Raw genomic sequence first — 19,224 nt, 5'->3', positions numbered from 1 at the left:
ATGGCGGCGCGGAACGAGGACTGGACGGCGTGCCCGGGCTGCCGGCGCCTGCTCTATTCGAAAAGGCTGGAGCGCGAGCACCACGTCTGCCGGGAATGCGGCCACGTCCTCCGGGTCGGCGCCCGCAGGCGAATAGAACTGCTCGCCGATCCGGGGACGTTCGCCGAGTTCGGAGCGGAGGTGGCCGGCCGGGACCCGCTCGGGTTCGCGGACCGGCGCTCCTATGCGGAGCGTCTCGCCGAAGCGGCCGAGGCGACCGGCGAGCGCGAGGCGGTCGTCTGCGGCACGGCGGAACTGCACGGGCGCCCCGTGGTCCTGGCCGTCCTGGACTTCTCCTTCATGGGCGGAAGCATGGGCACCGGCGCGGGGGAGAAGGTGGCCCTGGCCGCCGAGCGCTCCCTGCGGGACGCGGCCCCGCTGATCGTCGTCACCGCGTCGGGCGGGGCGCGGATGCAGGAGGGGATCCTCTCGCTCCTGCAGATGGCCAAGACCGCCCAGGCCATGGCGCGGCTCCACGAGGCGGGCGTCCTGTCGGTCTGCCTGCTGACCGACCCCACCTACGGCGGCGTCAGCGCGTCGTTCGCCATGCTCGGCGGGATCGTGCTGGCCGAGTCGCAGGCGATGGTCGGCTTCGCCGGCCCGCGGGTCGTCGAGCAGACCATCCGGCAGCAGCTGCCGCCGGGCTTCCAGACCAGCGAGTTCCTGCTGGAGCACGGGCTGGTGGACCGGGTCGTCCCGCGCGCCGAGACGCGGTCGCTGCTGGGCCGGCTGCTCGCCCTGCACGAGCGGGCGCCGGGCGCGGCGGCGGCCGGGGCGGTGGCGCCCCGGCGCCCCCGCGAGGCGGACCCGTGGCAGGTCGTCCAGGAGGCGCGGGACGGCGCCCGCCCGACGGCGCTCGACTATCTCCGGGACGCCTTCGACGACTTCGTGGAGCTGCACGGGGACCGCGCCTTCGCCGACGACCCGGCGATCGTCGCGGGGGTGGCCCGCATCGAGGGCAGGCCCGTCGTCGTCATCGGCCACCAGAAGGGCCATGACACCAAGGAGCTCATCGCGCGCAACTTCGGCATGCCCCACCCGGAGGGCCACCGGAAGGCGCTGCGCATGCTCGACCACGCGGCCCGGTACCGCCTGCCGGTCGTCACGCTCATCGACACCGCCGGCGCCTTCCCCGGCGTCGAGGCGGAGGAGCGCGGGCAGTCCGCGGCGATCGCCGAGCTCATCATGCGGTCGAGCCGCCTGCCCGTCCCGATCGTGTCGGTGGTGACCGGCGAGGGCGGCAGCGGCGGCGCGCTGGCGCTGGCCACGGGGGACCGGCTGCTGATGCTGGAGCGGAGCTTCTACTCGGTGATCAGCCCGGAGGGCTGCGCGGCGATCCTGTGGCGCTCGCCGCAGGCCGCGCCGCAGGCGGCCAGGGCGCTCCGGATCACCGCCGGCGACCTGCTGGAACTCGGCGTCGCCGACGGCGTGGTCGCCGAGCCCGCGGGGGGCGCCGGAGCCGAGCCGCTGGCGATGGCGGGCATCCTGCGGCACGCGGTGCTGACCGCGCTGGCGCGGTTCGACGGGGCGGACCCCGGTGAACTGGTCGCCGCCCGCCACGAGCGCTTCCGGCGGATCGGGAGCCTCCCGGCCGTGCCGACGGGGACGGGGACCCATGACTGAGATCAGGACACTGCTCGGCGACATGGCGGAACTGGTGTCGGAGCTTCCGGGGCCGGTGCGGCGGGTCCTGGTGCGCTCCGCCGACCACGAACTCGAGATCGAATGGGCCGAGCCGGCCGTGCCCGCGCAGGCGCGGCCCGCGCAGGCGCGGCCCGAGCAGGCGCCCGGCCCCGCCGCCGTCGCGCCGCCGGCCGAACCGGTCGGGCCGGCGGACCCGGGCCACGCGGTCACGGCCCCGCTGGTCGGCACCTTCTACCGCTCGCCGCGACCGGGCGCGGCCCCCTTCGTCGAGGTGGGCGACCTGGTCGAGGCCGGGCAGACCGTGGCGATCGTCGAGGCGATGAAGCTCATGAACACCATCGGCGCCGACGTCGCCGGACGCGTGGTCGAGATCTGCGTGGACGACGCCGCGCCCGTGGAGTTCGACCAGCCCCTGATGAGGATCGAGCCGGCGGCCGCCGGCGAGGCAGCGTGAGGTGACCCGTGTTCAAGAGGCTGCTCATCGCCAACCGCGGCGAGATCGCGCTCCGCGTCGCCCGGACGTGCCGGGAGCTCGGCATCGAGGTGGTGGCGGTGCACTCCAGCGCCGACGCCGACTCCCCGGTCGTGCGGCTCGCCGACGACGCCGTCCGGATCGGCCCGCCCGCCGCGGCCGACAGCTACCTGAACATCCCCGCCGTGATCGAGGCCGCCCGGATCACCGGCGCCGACGCCGTGCACCCCGGCTACGGGTTCCTGTCGGAGGACGCCGACTTCGCGGAGATCTGCGCGCTCGAGGGGCTCGCCTTCGTGGGGCCGCGCCCGCCGGTGATGAAGCGGCTCGGCAACAAGGCCGTGGCCCGCGCGCTCATGACGGAGGCGGGGCTCCCGCTGCTGCCGGGGACGCTGGAACCGGTGTCGGACGTGCCGGCGGCCGCGCGCGCCGCCGAGCGGATCGGCTACCCGGTGATCATCAAGGCCGCGGCGGGCGGCGGCGGCCGGGGGATGACCGTCGTGCACGACCCGGCGGACCTCCCGGAGGCGTTCCGGTCGACCGTCGCCGTCGCGCACGCCGTCTTCCGGGACCCGGCCGTCTACGTCGAACGCTACCTGTCCGGCGCGCGCCATATCGAGGTGCAGGTCCTCTGCGGCGGTGAGGGCACGGGGGTCCATCTCGGCGAACGCGACTGCTCCGTTCAGCGCCGCCACCAGAAACTCGTCGAGGAGGCCCCGTCGACCCGGCTGGACCGGGATCTGCGCGAGGAGATCGGCGCGGCCGCACTGCGCGGTGCGCTCTCGGTCGGCTACACCGGGGCCGGGACCGTCGAATTCCTGCTCGACGACGCCGGGAATTTCTATTTCATGGAAGTGAACGCGCGGATCCAGGTCGAGCATCCGGTGACGGAGATGGTGACCGGAATCGACCTCGTCCGCGAGCAGATCCTCATCGCCGCCGGCGTTCCGTTCGGGCTCGATCAGGGTGATGTGTCGATCGGCGGTGCGGCGGTCGAGTGCCGGATCAACGCCGAGGATCCCGCCCGCGATTTCGCCCCCTCGCCCGGAACGCTGGAGGTGTTCGACCCGCCGAGCGGCCCGGGGGTCAGGGTGGACTCCGGCTACCGGGCGGGAATGCGGGTCAGCCCCTATTACGACTCGCTGGTCGCCAAGCTGATCGCCTGGGCGCCCGACCGCGACACCGCGCTCGCGCGAATGGACCGGGCGCTGGAGGAATTCCGGATCGAGGGCGTCGCGACCACGGTCGGCCTGCACCGCGCGATCGTCAACGACCCCGTCTTCCGGGCGGGCGACCACGACCTCGATTTCATCCGCCGTTTCACGAGCCCGCACGACGGCGCGCTCGTTTCCTGAACATCGGGAGGAACGAAGAACCATGAACGCATTCACGCTGCCCGACCTGATGGAAATCCTCACCGAGAAGGCGGGGCTGCCGCGCGACGCCGTCAGCACCGACGGCTCCGCCACGCTCACCGACATCGGCCTGGACTCGCTCGCCTTCCTGCAGGTGCAGGCCGAGATCGCCGACCGCCACGGCTTCGAGCTGGAGGACGCGCGCCCGGACGACACGTTCGCGCAGATGGTCGCGCGGATCAACGAGAAGCTGTCCCGCCGGGAGGCGGTGTGAGCGGGCACACCGACAACTCGGTCCTCATCGCCGCCCCCCTCGACCTGGTCTGGGAGATGACCAACGACCTGGAGTCGTGGCCCGGCCTGTTCACCGAGTACGCGGCGGTCGAGATCCTCGGGCGCGCCGGCGGCACCGTCACCTTCCGGCTCACCATGCATCCGGACGACGACGGCGTGGCGTGGAGCTGGGTGTCGGAGCGGACGCCCGACCGGGACGCGCTGGAGGTCCGGGCGCGCCGGATCGAGCCGGGGCCCTTCGAGTACATGGACATCCTGTGGAGCTACGCCGCGGAGGGGACGGGCACCCGGATGCGCTGGGTCCAGGACTTCCGCATGCGCCCGGACGCGCCCGTCGACACCGCGGCGATGACCGACCGGATCAACGCCAACACGCCGGTCCAGATGGAGGCCATCAGGCGCCGCGTCGAAGCGGCCGTCCCGGCCGGGGGCGTGCGGTGACGACGGCCTTCGTCTTCAGCGGCCAGGGCGCGCAGCGCGCGGGCATGGCCGGGTACTGGGCGGACGATCCGGCGGCGGCGCGGCTGTTCGCGGCGGCGTCGGACGTCCTCGGGCACGACCTGGCCGCCGCAGCGTCCGGGCCCGGCGGCCTGGGCCGCACCGAGGTGGCGCAGCCGCTGTTGTTCGTCTGCGGGGTGGCGGCCCACCGGGCGCTCGGCGAGCACGGCGTCCGGCCCGGGGCGGTGGCGGGCCACAGCCTCGGCGAGTTCGCCGCGCTCGTCGCGGCCGGCGCGCTGGACTTCGAGGAGGCGCTGGCCGTGGTCGCCCGGCGCGCGGCCGCGATGTCCGCGGCCTGCGCCGCGGCACCGGGCGCGATGTGCGCGGTCGTCGGCCCGGACGCCGCGGAGCTCGCGGCGGCCGCGTGCGCCCTGCGCGAGCCGGGCGAGACGCTGGTGGTGGCGAACCGCAACGGGCCGCGGCAGGTCGTGCTGTCGGGCACCGGGACCGCCGTGGCGCGCGCCGAGGCGGCGATCGGGAGCCGGGGCGGCCGGGCCGTGCGGCTGAAGGTCGAGGGCGCGTTCCATTCGCCCCTCATGGAACCGGCGTCGCGCGCCCTCGCGGCCGCGCTCGCCGACCTGACCTGGCACGCCCCGGACTGCTGGGTGATCCCCAACGTCACCGGCGAGCCGACCCGCGACCACGGGCTGCTGGCGGAGCTGCTCGGCCGGCACCTGCTCTCACCGGTGCAGTGGGCCCGCACCGCCGGGGCCCTGATCCGGCTCGGGACCGGGCGGGTCGTGGAATGCGGCCCGAAACCGGTCCTGACGGCGCTGCTCCGCGGCTGCGGCCTCGCGGCCTCCTACCACCTCGCGGACTCGCCCGCGGCCGTCCGGACGGCCGCCGAAGCACTCCAGCCCGTGGCCTGACCGAACCTCAAGAGGACGAACAGTGGACATCGCAACCATCTCCATGGACGACGTGCCCGCCAACCGGAAACGCGGCGGGGACATCCGGACCCTCCTGTCGCCGACCACCGCCGGGGCGACCTCCGGGTTCCTCGGCACCCTGACCCTGGCCCCCGGCGAGGTGGTCAGGGAGCACTGGCACCCCTACTCGGAGGAGTTCCTCTTCTGCGTCAGCGGCGCCGTCACGATCGGGCTGGACGGCGAGCGGCGGCGGCTGGCGGCCCGGCAGGGGCTGCTCGTCCCGGTCGGGGTGCGGCACCGGCTCGCCAACGAGGGGACCGGGCCGGCGTTCTTCGTCTTCCAGCTCGGCCCGCTCGCGCCCCGGCCGGAACTCGGCCACGTCGACACCGAGCCGCTGACCGAGGCCGTCGGATGAGCGGCCCGCGGCGCGTCGTGCTGACCGGGATCGGCGTGGTGGCCCCGGGCGGGACCGGACGCCGGGCCTTCTGGGAGCTGCTGACCGAGGGCCGCACCGCGACCCGCAGGATCTCGCTGTTCGACCCGGACCCGTTCCGGTCGCAGATCGCGGCCGAGTGCGACTTCGACCCGCTCGCCCTCGGCCTCACCCGGCAGGAGGCCTTCCGCAACGACCGGTTCGCGCAGTTCGCCATGGTCGCGGCGGACGAGGCCGTGGCCGACAGCGGGCTCGGCGCGGGGGAGGCCCGGCTCGACCACGACCGGCTCGCCGTCTGCCTCGGCAGCGCGGTCGGGGCCACCACCCGGCTGGAGGACGAGTACGCGCTGGTGAGCGACGGCGGCCGGGACTGGCTGGTCGACCCCGGGTACGCGTCCCGGTTCCTGTACAACGCGCTCGTCCCGAGCAGCGTGGCGAGCGAGATCGCCTGCCGGTTCCGCGCGCACGGGCCGGCGACGGTGGTCTCCACCGGCTGCACGTCCGGGATCGACGCGGTCGGCCACGCCCAGCAGCTGATCCAGGACGACGAGGCGGACGTCGTCCTGGCCGGGGCCGCCGACGCGCCGATCTCCCCCATCTCGGTCGCCTGCTTCGACGCGATCCGGGCCACCAGCGCCCGCAACGACGACCCCGAGCACGCCTCCCGGCCGTTCGACGCGACCAGGGACGGCTTCGTGATGGGCGAGGGCGCGGCCGTGCTCGTCCTGGAGGAGTACGGGCACGCCCTCAGGCGCGGCGCGCCCGTCTACGCCGAGGTCGCCGGCTATGCCAGCCGCTGCAACGCCTTCCACATGACGGGTCTGCGTCCGGACGGCGCGGAGATGTCGCGGGCGATCGACGACGCGCTGGACCAGGCCCGGGTCGACCCGGCCGCCGTGAGCTACGTCAACGCGCACGGCTCCGGCACGAGGCAGAACGACGTCCACGAGACCGCGGCGTTCAAGCGCAGCCTCGGGGAGCACGCGTACGCGGTGCCGGTGAGCTCCATCAAGTCGATGGTGGGGCACTCGCTCGGGGCCATCGGCTCCATCGAGGTGGCCGCCTGCGCGCTGGCGATCAGGCACGGCGTGGTGCCGCCGACGGCGAACTGGGAGAAGCGCGACCCCGAGTGCGACCTGGACTACGTGCCCAAGACGGCGCGGGAGCACCGCGTCGACGTGGCGCTGTCGGTGGGCAGCGGGTTCGGCGGCTTCCAGTCGGCGATCGTGCTGTCCCGGCCGGGGGCGGCGGCATGACGCGCGCCGTCGTCACCGGGCTGGGCGTGGTCGCGCCGAGCGGGAACTCCGTCGCCGAGCACTGGCGGTCCACGCTGGCCGGCGAGCTGTGCGTGCGCCGCATCGAACGCTTTGACCCGGCGCGCTACTCCACCACGCTGGCCGGCCAGCTCACCGGGTTCCGGCCAGAGGAGCACGTGGACGAGCGGCTCCGCGTCCAGACGGACCTGTGGACCTGGACCGCGCTGGCGTCGGCCGCGCAGGCGCTCGACGATGCCGGGTACGACCCGTCCGCCCACGATCCGTACCGCACGTCGGTGATCCTCGGGAGCGGCTCCGGCGGCAACGAGTTCGGGCAGCGCGAGATCCAGGCGCTGTGGAGCCGCGGGCGCCGGGCGGTGGGGGCGTACCAGTCCATCGCGTGGTTCTACGCGGCGAGCACGGGCCAGGTCTCGATCAGGCACGGGACGAAGGGGCCGTCGGGCGTCGTGGTGTCCGATGCCGCCGGGGGCGTCGACAGCCTGGGATGGGCCCGGCGGGTGCTGCGCCGCGGCGCCGCCGCGGTCATCGCGGGCGGCACTGAGGCGCCCATCTCCCCGTACGCGCTGACGTGCCAGTGCGCCTCGGGGCTGCTGTCGGCGGCCGACGACGCCCGGCGCGCCTACAAGCCCTTCGACGTGGACGCCAACGGGCACGTGCCGGGCGAGGGCGGCGCCGTCCTCCTCGTCGAGGACGCCGCGTCCGCACGGGCCAGGGGAGTGCCGCACTTCTACGGCGAGGTGGCCGGGTACGCGGCGACGCACGACGCCCACCACTACCAGGACCCCGCCGTCGACGGGCACCAGCTCGGACGGGCGATGGCGCGCGCCCTCACCGACGCCGGGATCACGGCGGACGAGGTGGACCTCGTCGTGGCGGACGCGGCCGGGCGGCCCGACCAGGACGCGGCGGAGGCCGCCGCGCTGCGCCGGGTGTTCGGGCCGGGCGGTGTTCCCGTCACGGCGCCGCAGGGGCTCGTCGGACGGCTGGTCGCGGGCGGTTCCGCGCTGAGCGTCGTGACCGCCCTGCTCGCGATGCGCGACGGGGTGGCGCCGGCCGTGGGGAACCTGGACGAGCCCGATCCCCGCCACGGGCTCGACCTCGTCACCGAACCGCGGCACCTGCCGATCGGCGCGGCGATGGTGGTGAGCCGCGGCCACGGCGGCTTCAACAGCGTGCTGGTGCTGCGCGGAGCCGCCCCGTGAAAGGCGCCTCCCCAGGCCCGGACGGCCCCGCCGGCCCGGACGGCCCCGCCGGGCACATCGACTCGCTGCTGGCGGAGATCGTGTCCCGCGCGAACCGGCGGCTGCGGCGCATCGACCGGCTGCAGCGCTTCCTCAGCGCCTACATCGGCTTCTCACCCCTGACACCCCCGCACCTCTACGCCCAAAGGAAGGACATCCGCGATGGAACGGCATGCACTCGCTTTCCGGATCAAGCCCGGGACCCAGGACCAGGTGCGTGATCTGCTCTCCGGCTACCGGGCCCCCGCCCTGGAGGCCGAGGACGGCACGAGGCTCCTCGGCACGGCCGTCTTCCTGCACGGGGACCTCGTCGTCCGGGTGATGGAGTTCGAGGGCGAGCTCGGCACGGTGGCCCGGCACCTGTCGGCGGATCCGGTGATCCAGGAGGTGGAGAGGGGGCTGATCCCGCACCTCACCGACTCCTACGACCCGGCGGACGCCGCGCAGCGGCGCGAGTTCTTCGCCCGCAGGCTCACCGAGCGGCTGGCGCACCGCGGCTCGGCCGACGAGGGGAAGGGGGCGCGGCACGCCCTGCTGTACCCCGTCAAGCCGGGCATGGCGGACGTCGCCGCCGGGGTCCTCGCCGCCGCGGAGGACCCGCCGCTGAAGGCCGGGTCGACCACCCTGTGCGGCACCTCGGTGTTCCGGAAGGGCGACGTCCTGGTGCGGGTCTTCGAGATCGACGGGGACGTCGCCGAACTGGTCGCCGGGCTGGCGCGGGCCGTCGAGGTGCACGAGGTGGGCCGGCGGATGGCCGGGCTGTTCGACGGCTCCTACGACTTCACCACCGCCGCGGGCCTGGAGAAGTTCTTCACCGACAACCTGATGACCACCGTGACGGATCGGCGGGCCGGCGCGTGAGCGGCCGCGGCGGCGCGGCGGTCCTCGGGACCGGCGCGATGGGGAGCGGGATCGCCGTCCGGCTCGCCGAGGCGGGCCGCGCGGTCCGCACCTGGAACCGGACGGCCGGACGCGCGGACGTCGGCCATCCCGGGGCGGAGCCGTGCGAGACCCCGGAGAAGGCGCTGGCCGGCGCCGACCACGTGCTGCTGGTGCTGAGCGACGACCGGGCCCTCCGCGAGGTCGTCGGCGTCGTGGCCGGCGCGGTGGCCGGGGCGGACCGGCCGCCGCTGGTCCTCGCCCTCGGCACCGTCGCCTCCGCGACCGTCCGGGACCTCGCCTCCCGCGTCCCGCTGCTCGACGTCGGCATGCTGGGCAACCCGGCGCACGCCCGCACGGGCGACCTGCGGCTCTACGTCGGCGGGGACGCGGACCGGGTGGAGCAGGCCCGGCCGCTCCTCGACGACCTCGGCAAGGACGTCCGGCACGTGGGGCCGCTCGGCGCCGGGATGGACCTCAAGCTGGCGCTCAACCTGCTCATGGGCCTGGAGATGCAGGCGCTCGCCGAGGCCGCGGCGCTCGCCGGGCGGCTCGGGCTCGACCGGCGGACCGTCCTGGAGATCATCGGCGGCAGCGGCTTCGCCTCGCCCGTCATGCGGTTCAAGGGGGCGCGGATGGCCGCCGGCCGGTACGGCGACCCCGACTTCCGGCTCGCGCTGATGACCAAGGACCTCGGGCTCGCCGCCGCCGCGGCGGACGCCGCAGGGCCGCCCCTGCCGATGACCGGCGCGGCCCTGCGGTCCCACGAGGCGGCCTGCGCGGACGGCTGGGGCGACCACGACTGCGCGGCGATCGCCGCCGCGCTGGACGCGGGAGGTCCCGGTGATCATTGACGTGCACGCGCACCTCTCGCCGCCGGAGTCGGCGCGGCGCTACCCGATGCCGCCGTCGCTGACGGACGTGGACGCCATGCTCGACGCCAGGAGCGAGGCGGGCATCGACCTCACGGTCATCGGCAGCCCGGTCGGCGCGGGCGCGATGATGCGGGTCCCCGGCGTCGACAACTACCGGCAGCCCGCCGACCGGCTGCGGGCCCTGCACGACTGGACCGCCGCGCTGGTCGCCCGGTTCCCCGAGCGCCTGCGCGCCTACGCCTACGTCAACCCGCTCGGCTCCGAGGCCGAGCTGCGGGCGGCGGACGAGACCGCGCGGGACCCGGCGTTCGTCGGCTTCGTCGTCAACTCCAGCGTCCGGGGCCGGTTCCTGGACGACCCCGCCGCCGACGGATTCTTCGCGCTGGCCGCCGAGCGGCGCCTGCCGGTGTTCGTGCATCCGCCGGCCGAGCCCGCCGGTGCGCGGGAGGTCGCGGACCTGCGCTTCGTCGAGCAGGTGAGCCGGTTCGCGGACGTGGCGTCCGGGCTGGCGATGATCGCCTTCGCCGGCTGGCCGGACCGGTACCCGGACCTGACGCTGATCGGCGCGACCGGGGGCGGCGGCGTCGCGGCGCTCACCGACAAGCTCGACCTCGCGGCGCGGCCCCGGCCCTTCGGCCCGCCGCCCGCCTCCGTGGACGCCGCCGGGGCGCCGCCCCGGCCGGCGGTGAGCGCGTCTCCGGGCGCGGCCGTGCGCCGGATGTACGTGGACACGGCCGCGCCGAGCGACGCGCTGACCGCGATGAACCTGGCGGTCTTCGGAGCGGGGCACATGCTGCTCGGGACGGACTCGCCGCCGGTGCCGGTCCCGCCCGCCCGCGCCGTCGCGCGGATCAGGGACCTGCCGATCGGGCCGGCGGAGCAGGCGGCGATCCTCGGCGGCAACGCGGCTTCGCTCTTCGGGCTCGCCCCGGTACGGACGGGAGGACGGGCATGAGCGCGGGCACGAACACGGGCATGAGCGCGGGCACGAGCGCGGCGGAACCGGAGGGCACGGGCCGGGTCGTCTTCCTGATCCGGGTGCCCGAGGACAGGCGGGCCGCCTTCCTGCGCGCCTACGAGGAGATCCGCCATCTCGTCGCGGACGGCGTACCCGGTCATCTGCGCGACCAGGTGTGCCGGTCGGCGGACGACCCCGAGCAGTGGCTGATCACCAGCGAGTGGGACCGGCTGGAGGCGTTCCGGGCGTGGGAGGCCACCGCGGAGCACCGCGACCTGGTGCGTCCCCTGCGGGAGTGCTTCACCGAGGCGCGCTCGCTGAAGTTCACCGTCGTGGCCGAGACGGCGGGTCCGAACCGTCCGAGGGACTGATCATGGCAGTGCGGAGAGAACGGGCGATCATCGTCGGCGGCGGTATCGGCGGGCTGACCGCCGCGGTCGCCCTGGACCGCGCCGGCTTCGACGTCGCCGTCCTGGAGCAGGCCGGCGAGCTGCGGGAGATCGGGGCCGCGATCGGGGTGCAGACCAACGCGGTCCGCGCGCTGCGGCATCTGGGCCTGGCCGAGCAGGTGATCGAGCAGGGCGTGCCCATCGAGTTCTACGAATACCGCTCGTGGCGCGGGCGCAGGCTGGTCCGCTGGTCGCAGGGGGCCATCGGCCGGGCGCTCGGCGAGCCGACGGTGGTGGTGCACCGCGCGCGGCTGCAGCAGGTCCTCGCCCGGGCGGCGCCCGGGGTGCGGCTCGGCCAGAAGGTGACCGGGTTCGAGCAGGACGCCGACGGCGTCACGGTCGGCCTGGCGGACGGCTCCGAACTGCGCGGCTCGATGCTCGTCGGCGCCGACGGCCTGCGGTCGCTGGTCCGGGCCGAGCTGGTCGGCGACGGCGAGCCCCGGTACTCGGGCTGGGCGGCCTACCGCGCGGTGACGGAGTTCTCCACGGCGGAGTTCCCCGTCGGCCACGCGCGGCAGACGCTGGGCGCGGGCTGCAGCTTCGGGATGTGGCACCTTCCGGGGGGCCGCGTCTACTGGGTCGCCACGATCAAAGAGCCGGCGGGCCTGGACGTCCCGCCCGCGCGTCGCCGGGCGCACGTGCTGGCGCGCTTCGGTAACGCCCATGCCCCGATCCGGGAGCTGATCGAGGCGACGCCGGACGACGCCGTCCTGCGCAACGCGGTGAGCGACCGGGTGCCCGTGGGCTCGTGGAGCTCCGGCCGCGTGGTCCTGCTCGGGGACGCCGCGCACCCCACCACGCCGGTGACGGGCCAGGGCGGCGGGCAGGCGATCATCGACGCCCACGTGCTGGGGGACGAGCTGGCGAGGGCGGGGAGCGGCCCCTCCGCCGAGCGGGCGGCCGCCGCCTTCGCGGCCTACCAGCGGCGCCGGATGCCGGTCACCACCGAGATCACCAACGAGGCGTGGTTCATCGCCCGCATGCACCACTTCTCCAACCGGGTCGCCGTGCTGGGCCGGGACCTGTCGCTGTGGGGCACCCCCGCCCGGACGTGGAACCGGCGGATGGAGACGCGGCTGGCCTTCTGACCGACCGTCCGCCCGGCCCGGAGCGTCTCCTAGTGATGGGGTGAATCAAATGTTTATCGGGTCAACTATCTGGGAGGTGGTGCGCATCCGGTCGAGCATCCGCCGGAGGTGGTCGCGCAGCACGGCGAGCTCGCCGTCGTCCATCCCGGCGGCGCCGGGCAGCTCGCTGTAGAGCAGCTCCTCGAAGCGGGCCTTGGCGCGGCGGCCCCGGGCGGTGAGGTGGATCCACTTCACCCGCCGGTCGCCCGGGTCGGGCCGGCGCTCGACGAGGGAGAGCTTGCCGAGCTGGTCGACGATGGCGGTGACGTAGGAGGCGTCGACGTCGAGGGTGCGGGCGATCTCGCGCTGCGGCCGGGGCGACTCCAGGATGCCGAGGACCTTGGCCTGCGCGGGGCTGAGGCCGAGCCGCTCGGCGCTCGCGGCGAAGTGGGCCCGCAGGCCGGTGTTGAGCTCCAGGAGCAGGCCCGCGACCTCCTCCGACAGCGAGCGGTGCGCCGGTGTCATGTCCGTCTCCCTCTCATGATCCGAGAGTAGCAGGGCATCAATATTTGAATTACTCAATTGACTCACTCAACTATTGACCGGTACGTTCATCCCGCGGGTTGAGCGATGCCTCGAAGGACTGCACATGAACATCGGTTCAGGCGCCACCGGGCCGGCCGTCGAGGCGGCCGGACTCGTCCGGGAGTTCCGCGGCGGCCGGCGCGCCGTCGACGGGCTCGACCTGCGGATCGAGCGCGGGGAGATCTACGGGCTGCTCGGCCCGAACGGGGCCGGCAAGTCCACGACCGTCCACGTCCTGACCACGCTGCTGCCGCTCACGGGCGGACGGGCCCGGGTGGCGGGGCACGACGTCGCCGCCCAGCCCGGCCGGGTCAGGCGGCACATCGGGGTGGCCATGCAGGACGTCGCCCTCGACCCCGTGCTCTCGGCCTGGGAGCACATCCGGCTGCAGGCCGCCCTGCACGGGCTCGGCCGCCGCGAGCGGCGCGAGCGCGGCGCCGAGCTGATCGCCGCGGTGCACCTCACCGACGTCGCGGGGGACAAGGCCGGCACCTACTCCGGCGGCATGAAGCGCCGGCTCGACCTCGCCCTGGCGCTGCTGCACCGGCCCGCCGTGCTCTTCCTCGACGAGCCCACGAACGGGCTGGACGTCCCGAGCCGCGAGGCGCTGTGGGAGCAGGTCCGGCGGCTGGCGCGCGAGGACGGGGTGACGGTCCTGCTCACCTCCCAGTACCTGGAGGAGATCGACGTGCTCTCCGACCGGGTGGGGATCATCGACCGCGGCCGGATGGTCGCGGAGGCGACGCCCGACGAGCTGAAGGACCGGCTGGGCGAGCCCACGATCGAGATCCGGCCGGCCGACCCGGCACAGCGGCCCGCGGTCGCCGCGCTGCTCGCCCGGTTCGGGTCGCCGGCCACCGCGGTCCGGGACGGCGCGGTCGCCGCGCGGGTCAGGGCCGCCGCCCGGGAACTGCCCGAGATCGCGACCGCCCTGTCGGCCGGCGACATCCTCGCCGACCACATCGAGGTGCGCTCGCCCAGCCTCAACGACGTCTTCCGCACCCTCACCGGGCACGACGGGCACGACGCGGGCGACGGGCGCGACGCGGACGGCGGGCGCGACGCAAACGGCACAGGCGGCGGGCACGGCGGGCGAGCGGCGGGCGAGCCCCTCGCGGAGGCGGCGCCGTGAACGCGGCCCTGCTCCAGACCGGATGGCTCGCGCGCCGCTCGGTGCTGCGGACGCTCCGCCGCCCGGCGGCCTTCTTCCCCGCCGTGGCCTACCCGGTGCTCCTGCTCACCCTCTTCTCCGGCGGGCTCGACCTGTCGACCCGGCTGCACGGGTTCCCGGCCGGCTCCTACTTCTCGTTCCTGCTGGCCGGCGGGTTCGTCCAGGCGGCCCTCGTGGGCGGCGTCAACAGCGGCGTCGACCTGGCGACCGACATCCAGACGGGATTCCTCGGCCGGCTGCTGACCGCGCCGATGAACCGGGGGCTCATCGTGGCGGCCCAGCTGTGCGGGTCCGCCGCGCTGGCGGTCGTGCAGGCCGCCGTCTGCCTGCTCGTGGGCCTGGCGGCGGGCGTCCGGCCGGCCGGCGGCGCCGGCGGGGCGCTGGTCATCGTGGCGCTGACCATGACGATGAGCCTGGCCTTCAGCTCCTGCGGGGCGCTGCTGGCGCTGCGGACCCGCTCCAGCGAGGCCGTGCTCGCGACCTTCCCGCTCACCTTCGTGCTGCTGCTGTTCAGCTCGTTCTTCATGCCCCGCCCGCTGATGGAGGCGCACTGGTTCCGGTCGCTGGCGACCGGGAACCCGGTCTCCTACCTCATCGAGGCGGTGCGCTCGCTGCTGATCGGCGGCGGCACGGCGCACGCGGTCGCGACCGGGTTCGCCGTCGCCGCGGTGCTCGCCGCGGCCGGCCTCGGACTCACCACCCTGGCACTGCGGTCGCGGACGGTGCTGGCATGAGCGCCGTGACCGCCCGGCCGGCGGCGATGCCCCGAGAGGGCGGCGCCAGGGCCGCGGGCACCAGGGCGGCCCTCGGAATCGCCGGCCGCAACCTGCGCACCGCGTTCACGACGCCGTCGCTCCTGCTCCCGCCGATCGTCGCCCCGCTGGTCTTCTTCACCGCCTTCTCGGGCGGGCTGTCGGTCCTCGCGCACGTCCCCGGTTTCGCCTACCGGAACGGGTACCTGTCGTTCGAGTTCGTCTTCGCGGCCCTCCAAGGCGCCGTCTTCGCGGGCATCTTCAGCGGCCTCACCCTGGCCCGCGACTTCGAGAGCGGCGTCGCGCGCCGGCTCCTCGTCGGCGTCCGCCACCACCGGGCCATCGTCGGCGGCTACGTCCTGACCGCCCTCGGACGGGCGCCCGTGGTGACCGTCGCCCTGTTCCTCATCGGGCTCGCGGCCGGGATGAACGTGTCCGCGGACCCGCTCCAGCTCCTCCTGCTCTTCGCCATCAGCGAATGCCTGGCGGCCATGGGCGCGCTGTGGGCGTGCGGCATCGCCCTCCGGCTGCGGACCGTGCAGGCCGCCCCGCTGATGCAGATCTTCGCCTTCCTGACCGTCTACCTCTCGCCCGTCTTCGCGCCCGTGGCGCTGCTCAGCCCGTGGCTGCGCGCCGTCGCGCGCCTCAACCCGTTCACCGCCCTGCTGGAGTCCGGCCGCGGCCTCATGCAGGGCGATTTCGTCCGGCTGGGCGCGACGGCGGCCGCGACGGCCGGGCTGCTGCTCCTGCTCTACCTGTGGGCGGTGCTCGGACTGCGCAGGGCCCGCGCCGCGGGCGCCTCCTGAGAAGGGAACACGTTGTGGACGAACTCTCTCTGCACGGCAGGACATGCGTGGTGACCGGCGCCAGCTCGGGCATCGGCCTGGAGACGGCGCGCGCTCTCGCGGCGCGGGGCGCCGTGGTCGGCATGGTCTGCCGGTCCGCCCCGCGCGGCGAGGCGGCCATGCGGAGCATCCGCGACGGGCTGCCGGAGGCGCGCCTCCGCCTCTTCCTGGCCGACCTGTCCTCCCAGCGGGACGTCCGGCGGGTGGCGGCGGAGGTCGAGGCGCGGCTGCCGGAACTCGACGTCCTGGTCAACAACGCGGGGCTGGTGTCCAGGGACCTGCGGACCGGCGAGGACGGCGTCGAGCTCCAGTTCGCCACCAACTACCTCGCGGTGTACCTGCTGTCCACGCTGCTCACCGGCACCCTCGTGCGCAATGCCCCGGCCCGGATCGTCAACGTCGCGTCCGGGGTGCACGGCCGGGCGCGGATGGACTGGGACGATCTCGCCGCGCCGCGCTCCTACAACGCGTTCCAGGCGTACGCGCGGTCCAAGTTCGCGGTCATCGCCCACACGGCCGCGCTGGGCCGGCGGCTGGCCGGCACCGGCGTGACGGTCAACGCGGTGGAACCCGGCCTGACCCGGACCGCGCTGCTGGACGACGCCGGCGTCGGCGCCTTCCGGCTGGTCCGCCGCTTCCTCCGGTTCGCGCCCACGGCCGACGAGGCGGCGCGGCACTGCGTCCGCCTGGCCTGCGACCCCGAGCTCGCCTCCGTGACCGGCGCGTACTTCCGCCGGGCCAAGCAGGCGACCGCCGCGGCGCCGACCCGCGACCCGGAGACGCAGGCGCGGCTGGAGCGCCTCAGCGCGGAGCTGACCGGCTCGACCCGTCCGAGTACCCGAGAGAGGAACCCATGACCGAAACCGTCCCGAAGCCGGGCCCCGGCGTCGGCGGACGCACCGCGAACCCGCGGCGCTGGAGCATCCTCGTCCTGCTCTGCTGCATGCAGTTCATGCTGCTGCTCGACGACACGGTGGTGAACGTCGCGCTGCCCTCGATCCGCACGGACCTCGGCTTCTCGCTGGCCGGCCTCACCTGGGTCGTCAACGCCTACGTCGTGGCGTTCGGCGGGTTCCTGCTGCTCGGGGGCCGGCTCGCCGACACCCTCGGCCGGCGCCGCGTGTTCCTGATCGGCACCGCCGTCTTCGCGGCCGCGTCGCTGGCGAACGGGCTGGCGCAGAACCCCGCCACGCTGGTCGCCTCGCGCGCCGTCCAGGGGCTCGGCGGCGCGCTCGCCGCCCCCGCCGCGCTGTCGATGGTGGCCGTGCTGTTCACCGACCCCAGGGAGCGGACCCGGGCGCTCGGCCTCTGGGGAGCGCTCACCGGGCTCGGCGGGGCGACCGGCGTCGTGCTCAGCGGCGTGCTGACCGACCTGGTGAGCTGGCGGTGGATCTTCTTCGTCAACCTGCCGGTCGCCGCCCTCCCGCTGCTGCTGGTGCCGCGGCTGGCGCCGGAGAGCCGCCGGACCGGCGTGCGCAGGTTCGACCTGCTCGGCGCGGTGACGGTCACCGCGGGCTCGTCCGCGCTGAGCTACGGCCTGCTCAACACCCCCGAGCACGGCTGGCGCTCGGCGCGGTGCCTGGCCGCGCTGGCCGCCGCGGCCGTCCTGCTGGCGGCGTTCGTGGTCAGGGAGGCCACCGCCCGCGACCCGCTGGTGCCGCTGGGGTTCTTCCGGCGGCGCAGGCCGATGACCGCCAACATCGCGCAGATCCTGATGTCCTCGGCCAACTTCGGGACGTTCCTGCTCCTGACCCTCTACCTCCAGCAGGTGCTCGCCTACTCGCCGATGCGCGCGGGGCTGGGCTACGCGGGCTTCTTCGTCGGCATCTTCCTCGGATTCGGCACCGCCGCCCCGCTGGTGCCGCGCATCGGGGTCCGCCCGATCATGGTGGGCGGACTGTCCTGCATCGCCGCCGGGATGTTCTGGTTCGCGAACGCGCCGTCCGACGGGCGCTACTGGGCGGACCTGTTCCCGGGCTTCGTGGTGATGGCCCTCGGGATCGCGTGGAGCTCCTTCACCATCAACATCGCGGGCGTCACCGACGTGCCCGAGCGGGAGGCGGGGCTGGCCTCCGGCGTGCTCAACGCGAGCCAGCAGCTCGGCGGGGCGATCGGCCTGGCCGTCCTGGTGACCCTCGCCTCGGACCGGACGAGCGGGCGGCTGCACGCCGGAGTGGCGCCCCGGCTCGCGCAGCTCGACGGGATCCATCTCGCGTTCGGCGTCGGCGGCACCGTCCTGGTCGTCGGCGCCGTCCTGACCGCCCTGCTGATCGGCCGGCTGAAGCCGGCGTCCGTGCCGCCCATGGTCGTCCTGGAGGACCAGGACGACGTCGAAGTCCGCAACTGACCGGAGAGAGGCCGCCGTGACCACCGAAGCCGTCGATTCCGCACCCGCACCACCGCCCGCAGGGCCAGAGGCCGCGCCCGCAGGACCGGGCGGACCGCCCCCGCCGGGCTCCCTCCGGCTGCTGCGCCTGCTCACCGGCACCTGGATCGCGCAGTCGGTGCACGCGGTCGCGGAGCTGGACGTCGCCGACCGGCTCGCCGCCGGGCCGCGGGCCGCCGCCGATCTCGCGGCGGAGGCGGGCGCCGACGCGGGCGCCCTGTTCCGCGTCATGCGCGCGCTCGTCCCGCCCGGCGTGTTCGAGGAGCCGGAGCCGGGCGTGTTCGCGCTCGGCGAGCTCGGAGAATTCCTCCGGTCGGACGTGCCGGGGACGCAGAAGTACTCCGCTCTGCTTTTCGGCGCGGAGACGTTCCGTTCCTGGGCGGAGGTGCTGCATTCCGTCCGGACCGGAGAACCGGCCTTTCCGGCCGTCTACGGCTCGTCGTTCTACGAGTACCTCGACCGCCACGAGAAGGTCGCGGAGACCTTCAACCGGACGATGGGCGCCGGCGGAATGGTGCCCCCGGTGGCCCGCTCGTTCGACTTCACGGGACACCGGCACGTGGTGGACGTGGGAGGCGGCTCGGGCGCGCTGCTGGCCGCGGTGCTCTCGTGGGAGCCGGGCCTCACCGGCACGCTCTTCGACCTTCCGGAGGCGGTCGCCGAGCCCGAGGAGGCCATCACCGGGCGGTTCTCGGAACGCTGCTCGATCGTCACCGGGAGCTTCTTCGACGAGGTGCCCGGAGGCGGGGACGTCTACCTGCTCTCCCGCGTCCTGCACAACTGGAACGACGCGGACGCCGGCAGTATCCTGCGCAACGTCCGCGCCGCGATGCGGCCGGGGAGCCGGCTGCTCGTCTTCGAACGGCTCCTCCCGGACGCGGCGTCCGAGCACATCGGCGCACTGTTCGACCTGGTCATGCTGGTGGTCCTCGGGGGTCGCGAGCGCACCCTGCACGAGTACGCGGCGCTGCTCGAAGGCGCGGGGCTGGAGGTCGTGCGGAGCGCGGACGGGCCACGGGACATGGGGGTCGTCGAGGCCCGCGCCGTCTGACCGAGAAACCACCCACCCCGCCGTTGCCGCGTCCCCGAGCCGGGGACGGTCGTCGTCCACCGCCGGCCGGCCGGGTCCGGGCCG

General features: G+C 74.8%; 21 protein-coding genes. 20 read left to right on the top strand and 1 reads right to left on the bottom strand.

The genetic code is table 11. From position 1 onward, the window contains the following. The 14 genes from ACA514_RS45960 (at position 1) to ACA514_RS45895 (ending at position 12,371) form a co-directional block, all read left to right on the top strand. Positions 1–1,662: an acetyl-CoA carboxylase carboxyltransferase subunit alpha gene (locus tag ACA514_RS45960; protein ID WP_375047832.1), complete on the top strand. Its 1,662-nt coding sequence runs from the start codon at positions 1–3 to the stop codon at positions 1,660–1,662. Then, positions 1,655–2,137, top strand: coding sequence for an acetyl-CoA carboxylase biotin carboxyl carrier protein (gene accB / locus ACA514_RS45955; RefSeq protein ID WP_375047831.1), 483 nt, complete (start codon positions 1,655–1,657; stop codon positions 2,135–2,137). Before ACA514_RS45960 ends, accB begins: the two co-directional genes overlap by 8 nt. Before the next feature lie 8 nt (positions 2,138–2,145). Then, positions 2,146–3,510 (top strand): acetyl/propionyl/methylcrotonyl-CoA carboxylase subunit alpha, encoded by a 1,365-nt coding sequence (locus tag ACA514_RS45950; RefSeq protein ID WP_375047830.1) that lies wholly within the window; start codon positions 2,146–2,148, stop codon positions 3,508–3,510. A 22-nt stretch (positions 3,511–3,532) separates the two neighbouring features. After that, positions 3,533–3,784, top strand: coding sequence for an acyl carrier protein (locus ACA514_RS45945; RefSeq protein WP_375047829.1), 252 nt, complete (start codon positions 3,533–3,535; stop codon positions 3,782–3,784). Next, complete coding sequence (locus tag ACA514_RS45940; protein ID WP_375047828.1) at positions 3,781–4,245, top strand: SRPBCC family protein; 465 nt, start codon at positions 3,781–3,783, stop codon at positions 4,243–4,245. Before ACA514_RS45945 ends, ACA514_RS45940 begins: the two co-directional genes overlap by 4 nt. Continuing rightward, positions 4,242–5,171, top strand: coding sequence for an ACP S-malonyltransferase (locus ACA514_RS45935; RefSeq protein WP_375047827.1), 930 nt, complete (start codon positions 4,242–4,244; stop codon positions 5,169–5,171). The genes ACA514_RS45940 and ACA514_RS45935 overlap by 4 nt, the downstream gene beginning before the upstream one ends. Positions 5,172–5,193: 22 nt before the next feature. Then, entirely contained in the window at positions 5,194–5,586 is a 393-nt protein-coding gene (locus ACA514_RS45930) for a cupin domain-containing protein (RefSeq protein WP_375047826.1), read from the top strand. Beyond that, positions 5,583–6,860 carry a beta-ketoacyl-[acyl-carrier-protein] synthase family protein gene (locus tag ACA514_RS45925; protein WP_375047825.1) on the top strand — a complete coding sequence of 426 codons (1,278 nt, stop codon included), beginning with the start codon at positions 5,583–5,585 and terminating at the stop codon, positions 6,858–6,860. The genes ACA514_RS45930 and ACA514_RS45925 overlap by 4 nt, the downstream gene beginning before the upstream one ends. Further along, a complete protein-coding gene (locus ACA514_RS45920; protein ID WP_375047824.1) occupies positions 6,857–8,083 on the top strand; it encodes a beta-ketoacyl synthase N-terminal-like domain-containing protein in 1,227 nt (408 codons plus the stop codon). Before ACA514_RS45925 ends, ACA514_RS45920 begins: the two co-directional genes overlap by 4 nt. Positions 8,084–8,284: 201 nt before the next feature. After that, on the top strand, positions 8,285–8,983 hold the full coding sequence (locus ACA514_RS45915) for a SchA/CurD-like domain-containing protein (protein ID WP_375047823.1): 699 nt from the start codon (positions 8,285–8,287) through the stop codon (positions 8,981–8,983). Further along, positions 8,980–9,855 carry an NAD(P)-dependent oxidoreductase gene (locus ACA514_RS45910; protein ID WP_375047822.1) on the top strand — a complete coding sequence of 292 codons (876 nt, stop codon included), beginning with the start codon at positions 8,980–8,982 and terminating at the stop codon, positions 9,853–9,855. The genes ACA514_RS45915 and ACA514_RS45910 overlap by 4 nt, the downstream gene beginning before the upstream one ends. Continuing rightward, positions 9,845–10,831: an amidohydrolase family protein gene (locus ACA514_RS45905; protein ID WP_375047821.1), complete on the top strand. Its 987-nt coding sequence runs from the start codon at positions 9,845–9,847 to the stop codon at positions 10,829–10,831. Before ACA514_RS45910 ends, ACA514_RS45905 begins: the two co-directional genes overlap by 11 nt. Continuing rightward, a complete protein-coding gene (locus ACA514_RS45900) occupies positions 10,828–11,205 on the top strand; it encodes an antibiotic biosynthesis monooxygenase family protein (RefSeq protein ID WP_375047820.1) in 378 nt (125 codons plus the stop codon). The genes ACA514_RS45905 and ACA514_RS45900 overlap by 4 nt, the downstream gene beginning before the upstream one ends. A 2-nt stretch (positions 11,206–11,207) precedes the next feature. Continuing rightward, positions 11,208–12,371: an FAD-dependent monooxygenase gene (locus tag ACA514_RS45895; RefSeq protein WP_375047819.1), complete on the top strand. Its 1,164-nt coding sequence runs from the start codon at positions 11,208–11,210 to the stop codon at positions 12,369–12,371. 45 nt (positions 12,372–12,416) lie between these two features. Here the strand turns inward: ACA514_RS45895 and ACA514_RS45890 are convergent, their stop codons facing one another. After that, positions 12,417–12,875 (bottom strand): MarR family winged helix-turn-helix transcriptional regulator, encoded by a 459-nt coding sequence (locus ACA514_RS45890; protein ID WP_375047818.1) that lies wholly within the window; start codon positions 12,873–12,875, stop codon positions 12,417–12,419. Positions 12,876–12,999: 124 nt separating this feature from the next. On the opposite strand from ACA514_RS45890, the gene ACA514_RS45885 reads away from it, so the two are divergent. The 6 genes from ACA514_RS45885 to ACA514_RS45860 are packed head-to-tail and all read left to right on the top strand — an operon-like array spanning position 13,000 to position 19,140. Further along, complete coding sequence (locus ACA514_RS45885; protein WP_375047817.1) at positions 13,000–14,067, top strand: ATP-binding cassette domain-containing protein; 1,068 nt, start codon at positions 13,000–13,002, stop codon at positions 14,065–14,067. Continuing rightward, positions 14,064–14,840, top strand: a complete 777-nt coding sequence (locus tag ACA514_RS45880) for an ABC transporter permease (RefSeq protein WP_375047816.1) — start codon at positions 14,064–14,066, stop codon at positions 14,838–14,840. The genes ACA514_RS45885 and ACA514_RS45880 overlap by 4 nt, the downstream gene beginning before the upstream one ends. Continuing rightward, complete coding sequence (locus ACA514_RS45875) at positions 14,837–15,664, top strand: ABC transporter permease (RefSeq protein WP_375047815.1); 828 nt, start codon at positions 14,837–14,839, stop codon at positions 15,662–15,664. Before ACA514_RS45880 ends, ACA514_RS45875 begins: the two co-directional genes overlap by 4 nt. A gap of 14 nt (positions 15,665–15,678) precedes the next feature. Continuing rightward, the gene (locus ACA514_RS45870) at positions 15,679–16,560 is read left to right on the top strand and encodes an SDR family NAD(P)-dependent oxidoreductase (RefSeq protein WP_375047814.1); all 882 of its coding nucleotides are present in this window, start codon (positions 15,679–15,681) and stop codon (positions 16,558–16,560) included. Beyond that, positions 16,557–18,050 (top strand): DHA2 family efflux MFS transporter permease subunit, encoded by a 1,494-nt coding sequence (locus ACA514_RS45865; RefSeq protein ID WP_375047813.1) that lies wholly within the window; start codon positions 16,557–16,559, stop codon positions 18,048–18,050. Before ACA514_RS45870 ends, ACA514_RS45865 begins: the two co-directional genes overlap by 4 nt. Positions 18,051–18,066: 16 nt before the next feature. Then, the gene (locus tag ACA514_RS45860; RefSeq protein WP_375047811.1) at positions 18,067–19,140 is read left to right on the top strand and encodes a methyltransferase; all 1,074 of its coding nucleotides are present in this window, start codon (positions 18,067–18,069) and stop codon (positions 19,138–19,140) included. Positions 19,141–19,224 lie beyond the last annotated feature (84 nt).

The organism is Actinomadura sp. NTSP31 (assembly GCF_041951385.1).
Lineage (GTDB): Bacteria > Actinomycetota > Actinomycetes > Streptosporangiales > Streptosporangiaceae > Spirillospora > Spirillospora napierensis.
This window is presented reverse-complemented; position numbering and strand designations above follow the sequence as displayed.

Excerpts from the sequence above, each read along its gene's own strand:
- ACA514_RS45960 (WP_375047832.1), top strand. The coding sequence starts at position 1 with ATGGCGGCGCGGAACGAGGACTGGACGGCGTGCCCGGGCTGCCGGCGC.
- accB (WP_375047831.1), top strand. The coding sequence starts at position 1,655 with ATGACTGAGATCAGGACACTGCTCGGCGACATGGCGGAACTGGTGTCG.
- ACA514_RS45945 (WP_375047829.1), top strand. The coding sequence starts at position 3,533 with ATGAACGCATTCACGCTGCCCGACCTGATGGAAATCCTCACCGAGAAG.
- ACA514_RS45925 (WP_375047825.1), top strand. The coding sequence starts at position 5,583 with ATGAGCGGCCCGCGGCGCGTCGTGCTGACCGGGATCGGCGTGGTGGCC.
- ACA514_RS45920 (WP_375047824.1), top strand. The coding sequence starts at position 6,857 with ATGACGCGCGCCGTCGTCACCGGGCTGGGCGTGGTCGCGCCGAGCGGG.
- ACA514_RS45915 (WP_375047823.1), top strand. The coding sequence starts at position 8,285 with ATGGAACGGCATGCACTCGCTTTCCGGATCAAGCCCGGGACCCAGGAC.
- ACA514_RS45900 (WP_375047820.1), top strand. The coding sequence starts at position 10,828 with ATGAGCGCGGGCACGAACACGGGCATGAGCGCGGGCACGAGCGCGGCG.
- ACA514_RS45895 (WP_375047819.1), top strand. The coding sequence starts at position 11,208 with ATGGCAGTGCGGAGAGAACGGGCGATCATCGTCGGCGGCGGTATCGGC.
- ACA514_RS45890 (WP_375047818.1), bottom strand. The coding sequence starts at position 12,875 with ATGACACCGGCGCACCGCTCGCTGTCGGAGGAGGTCGCGGGCCTGCTC.
- ACA514_RS45885 (WP_375047817.1), top strand. The coding sequence starts at position 13,000 with ATGAACATCGGTTCAGGCGCCACCGGGCCGGCCGTCGAGGCGGCCGGA.
- ACA514_RS45875 (WP_375047815.1), top strand. The coding sequence starts at position 14,837 with ATGAGCGCCGTGACCGCCCGGCCGGCGGCGATGCCCCGAGAGGGCGGC.
- ACA514_RS45865 (WP_375047813.1), top strand. The coding sequence starts at position 16,557 with ATGACCGAAACCGTCCCGAAGCCGGGCCCCGGCGTCGGCGGACGCACC.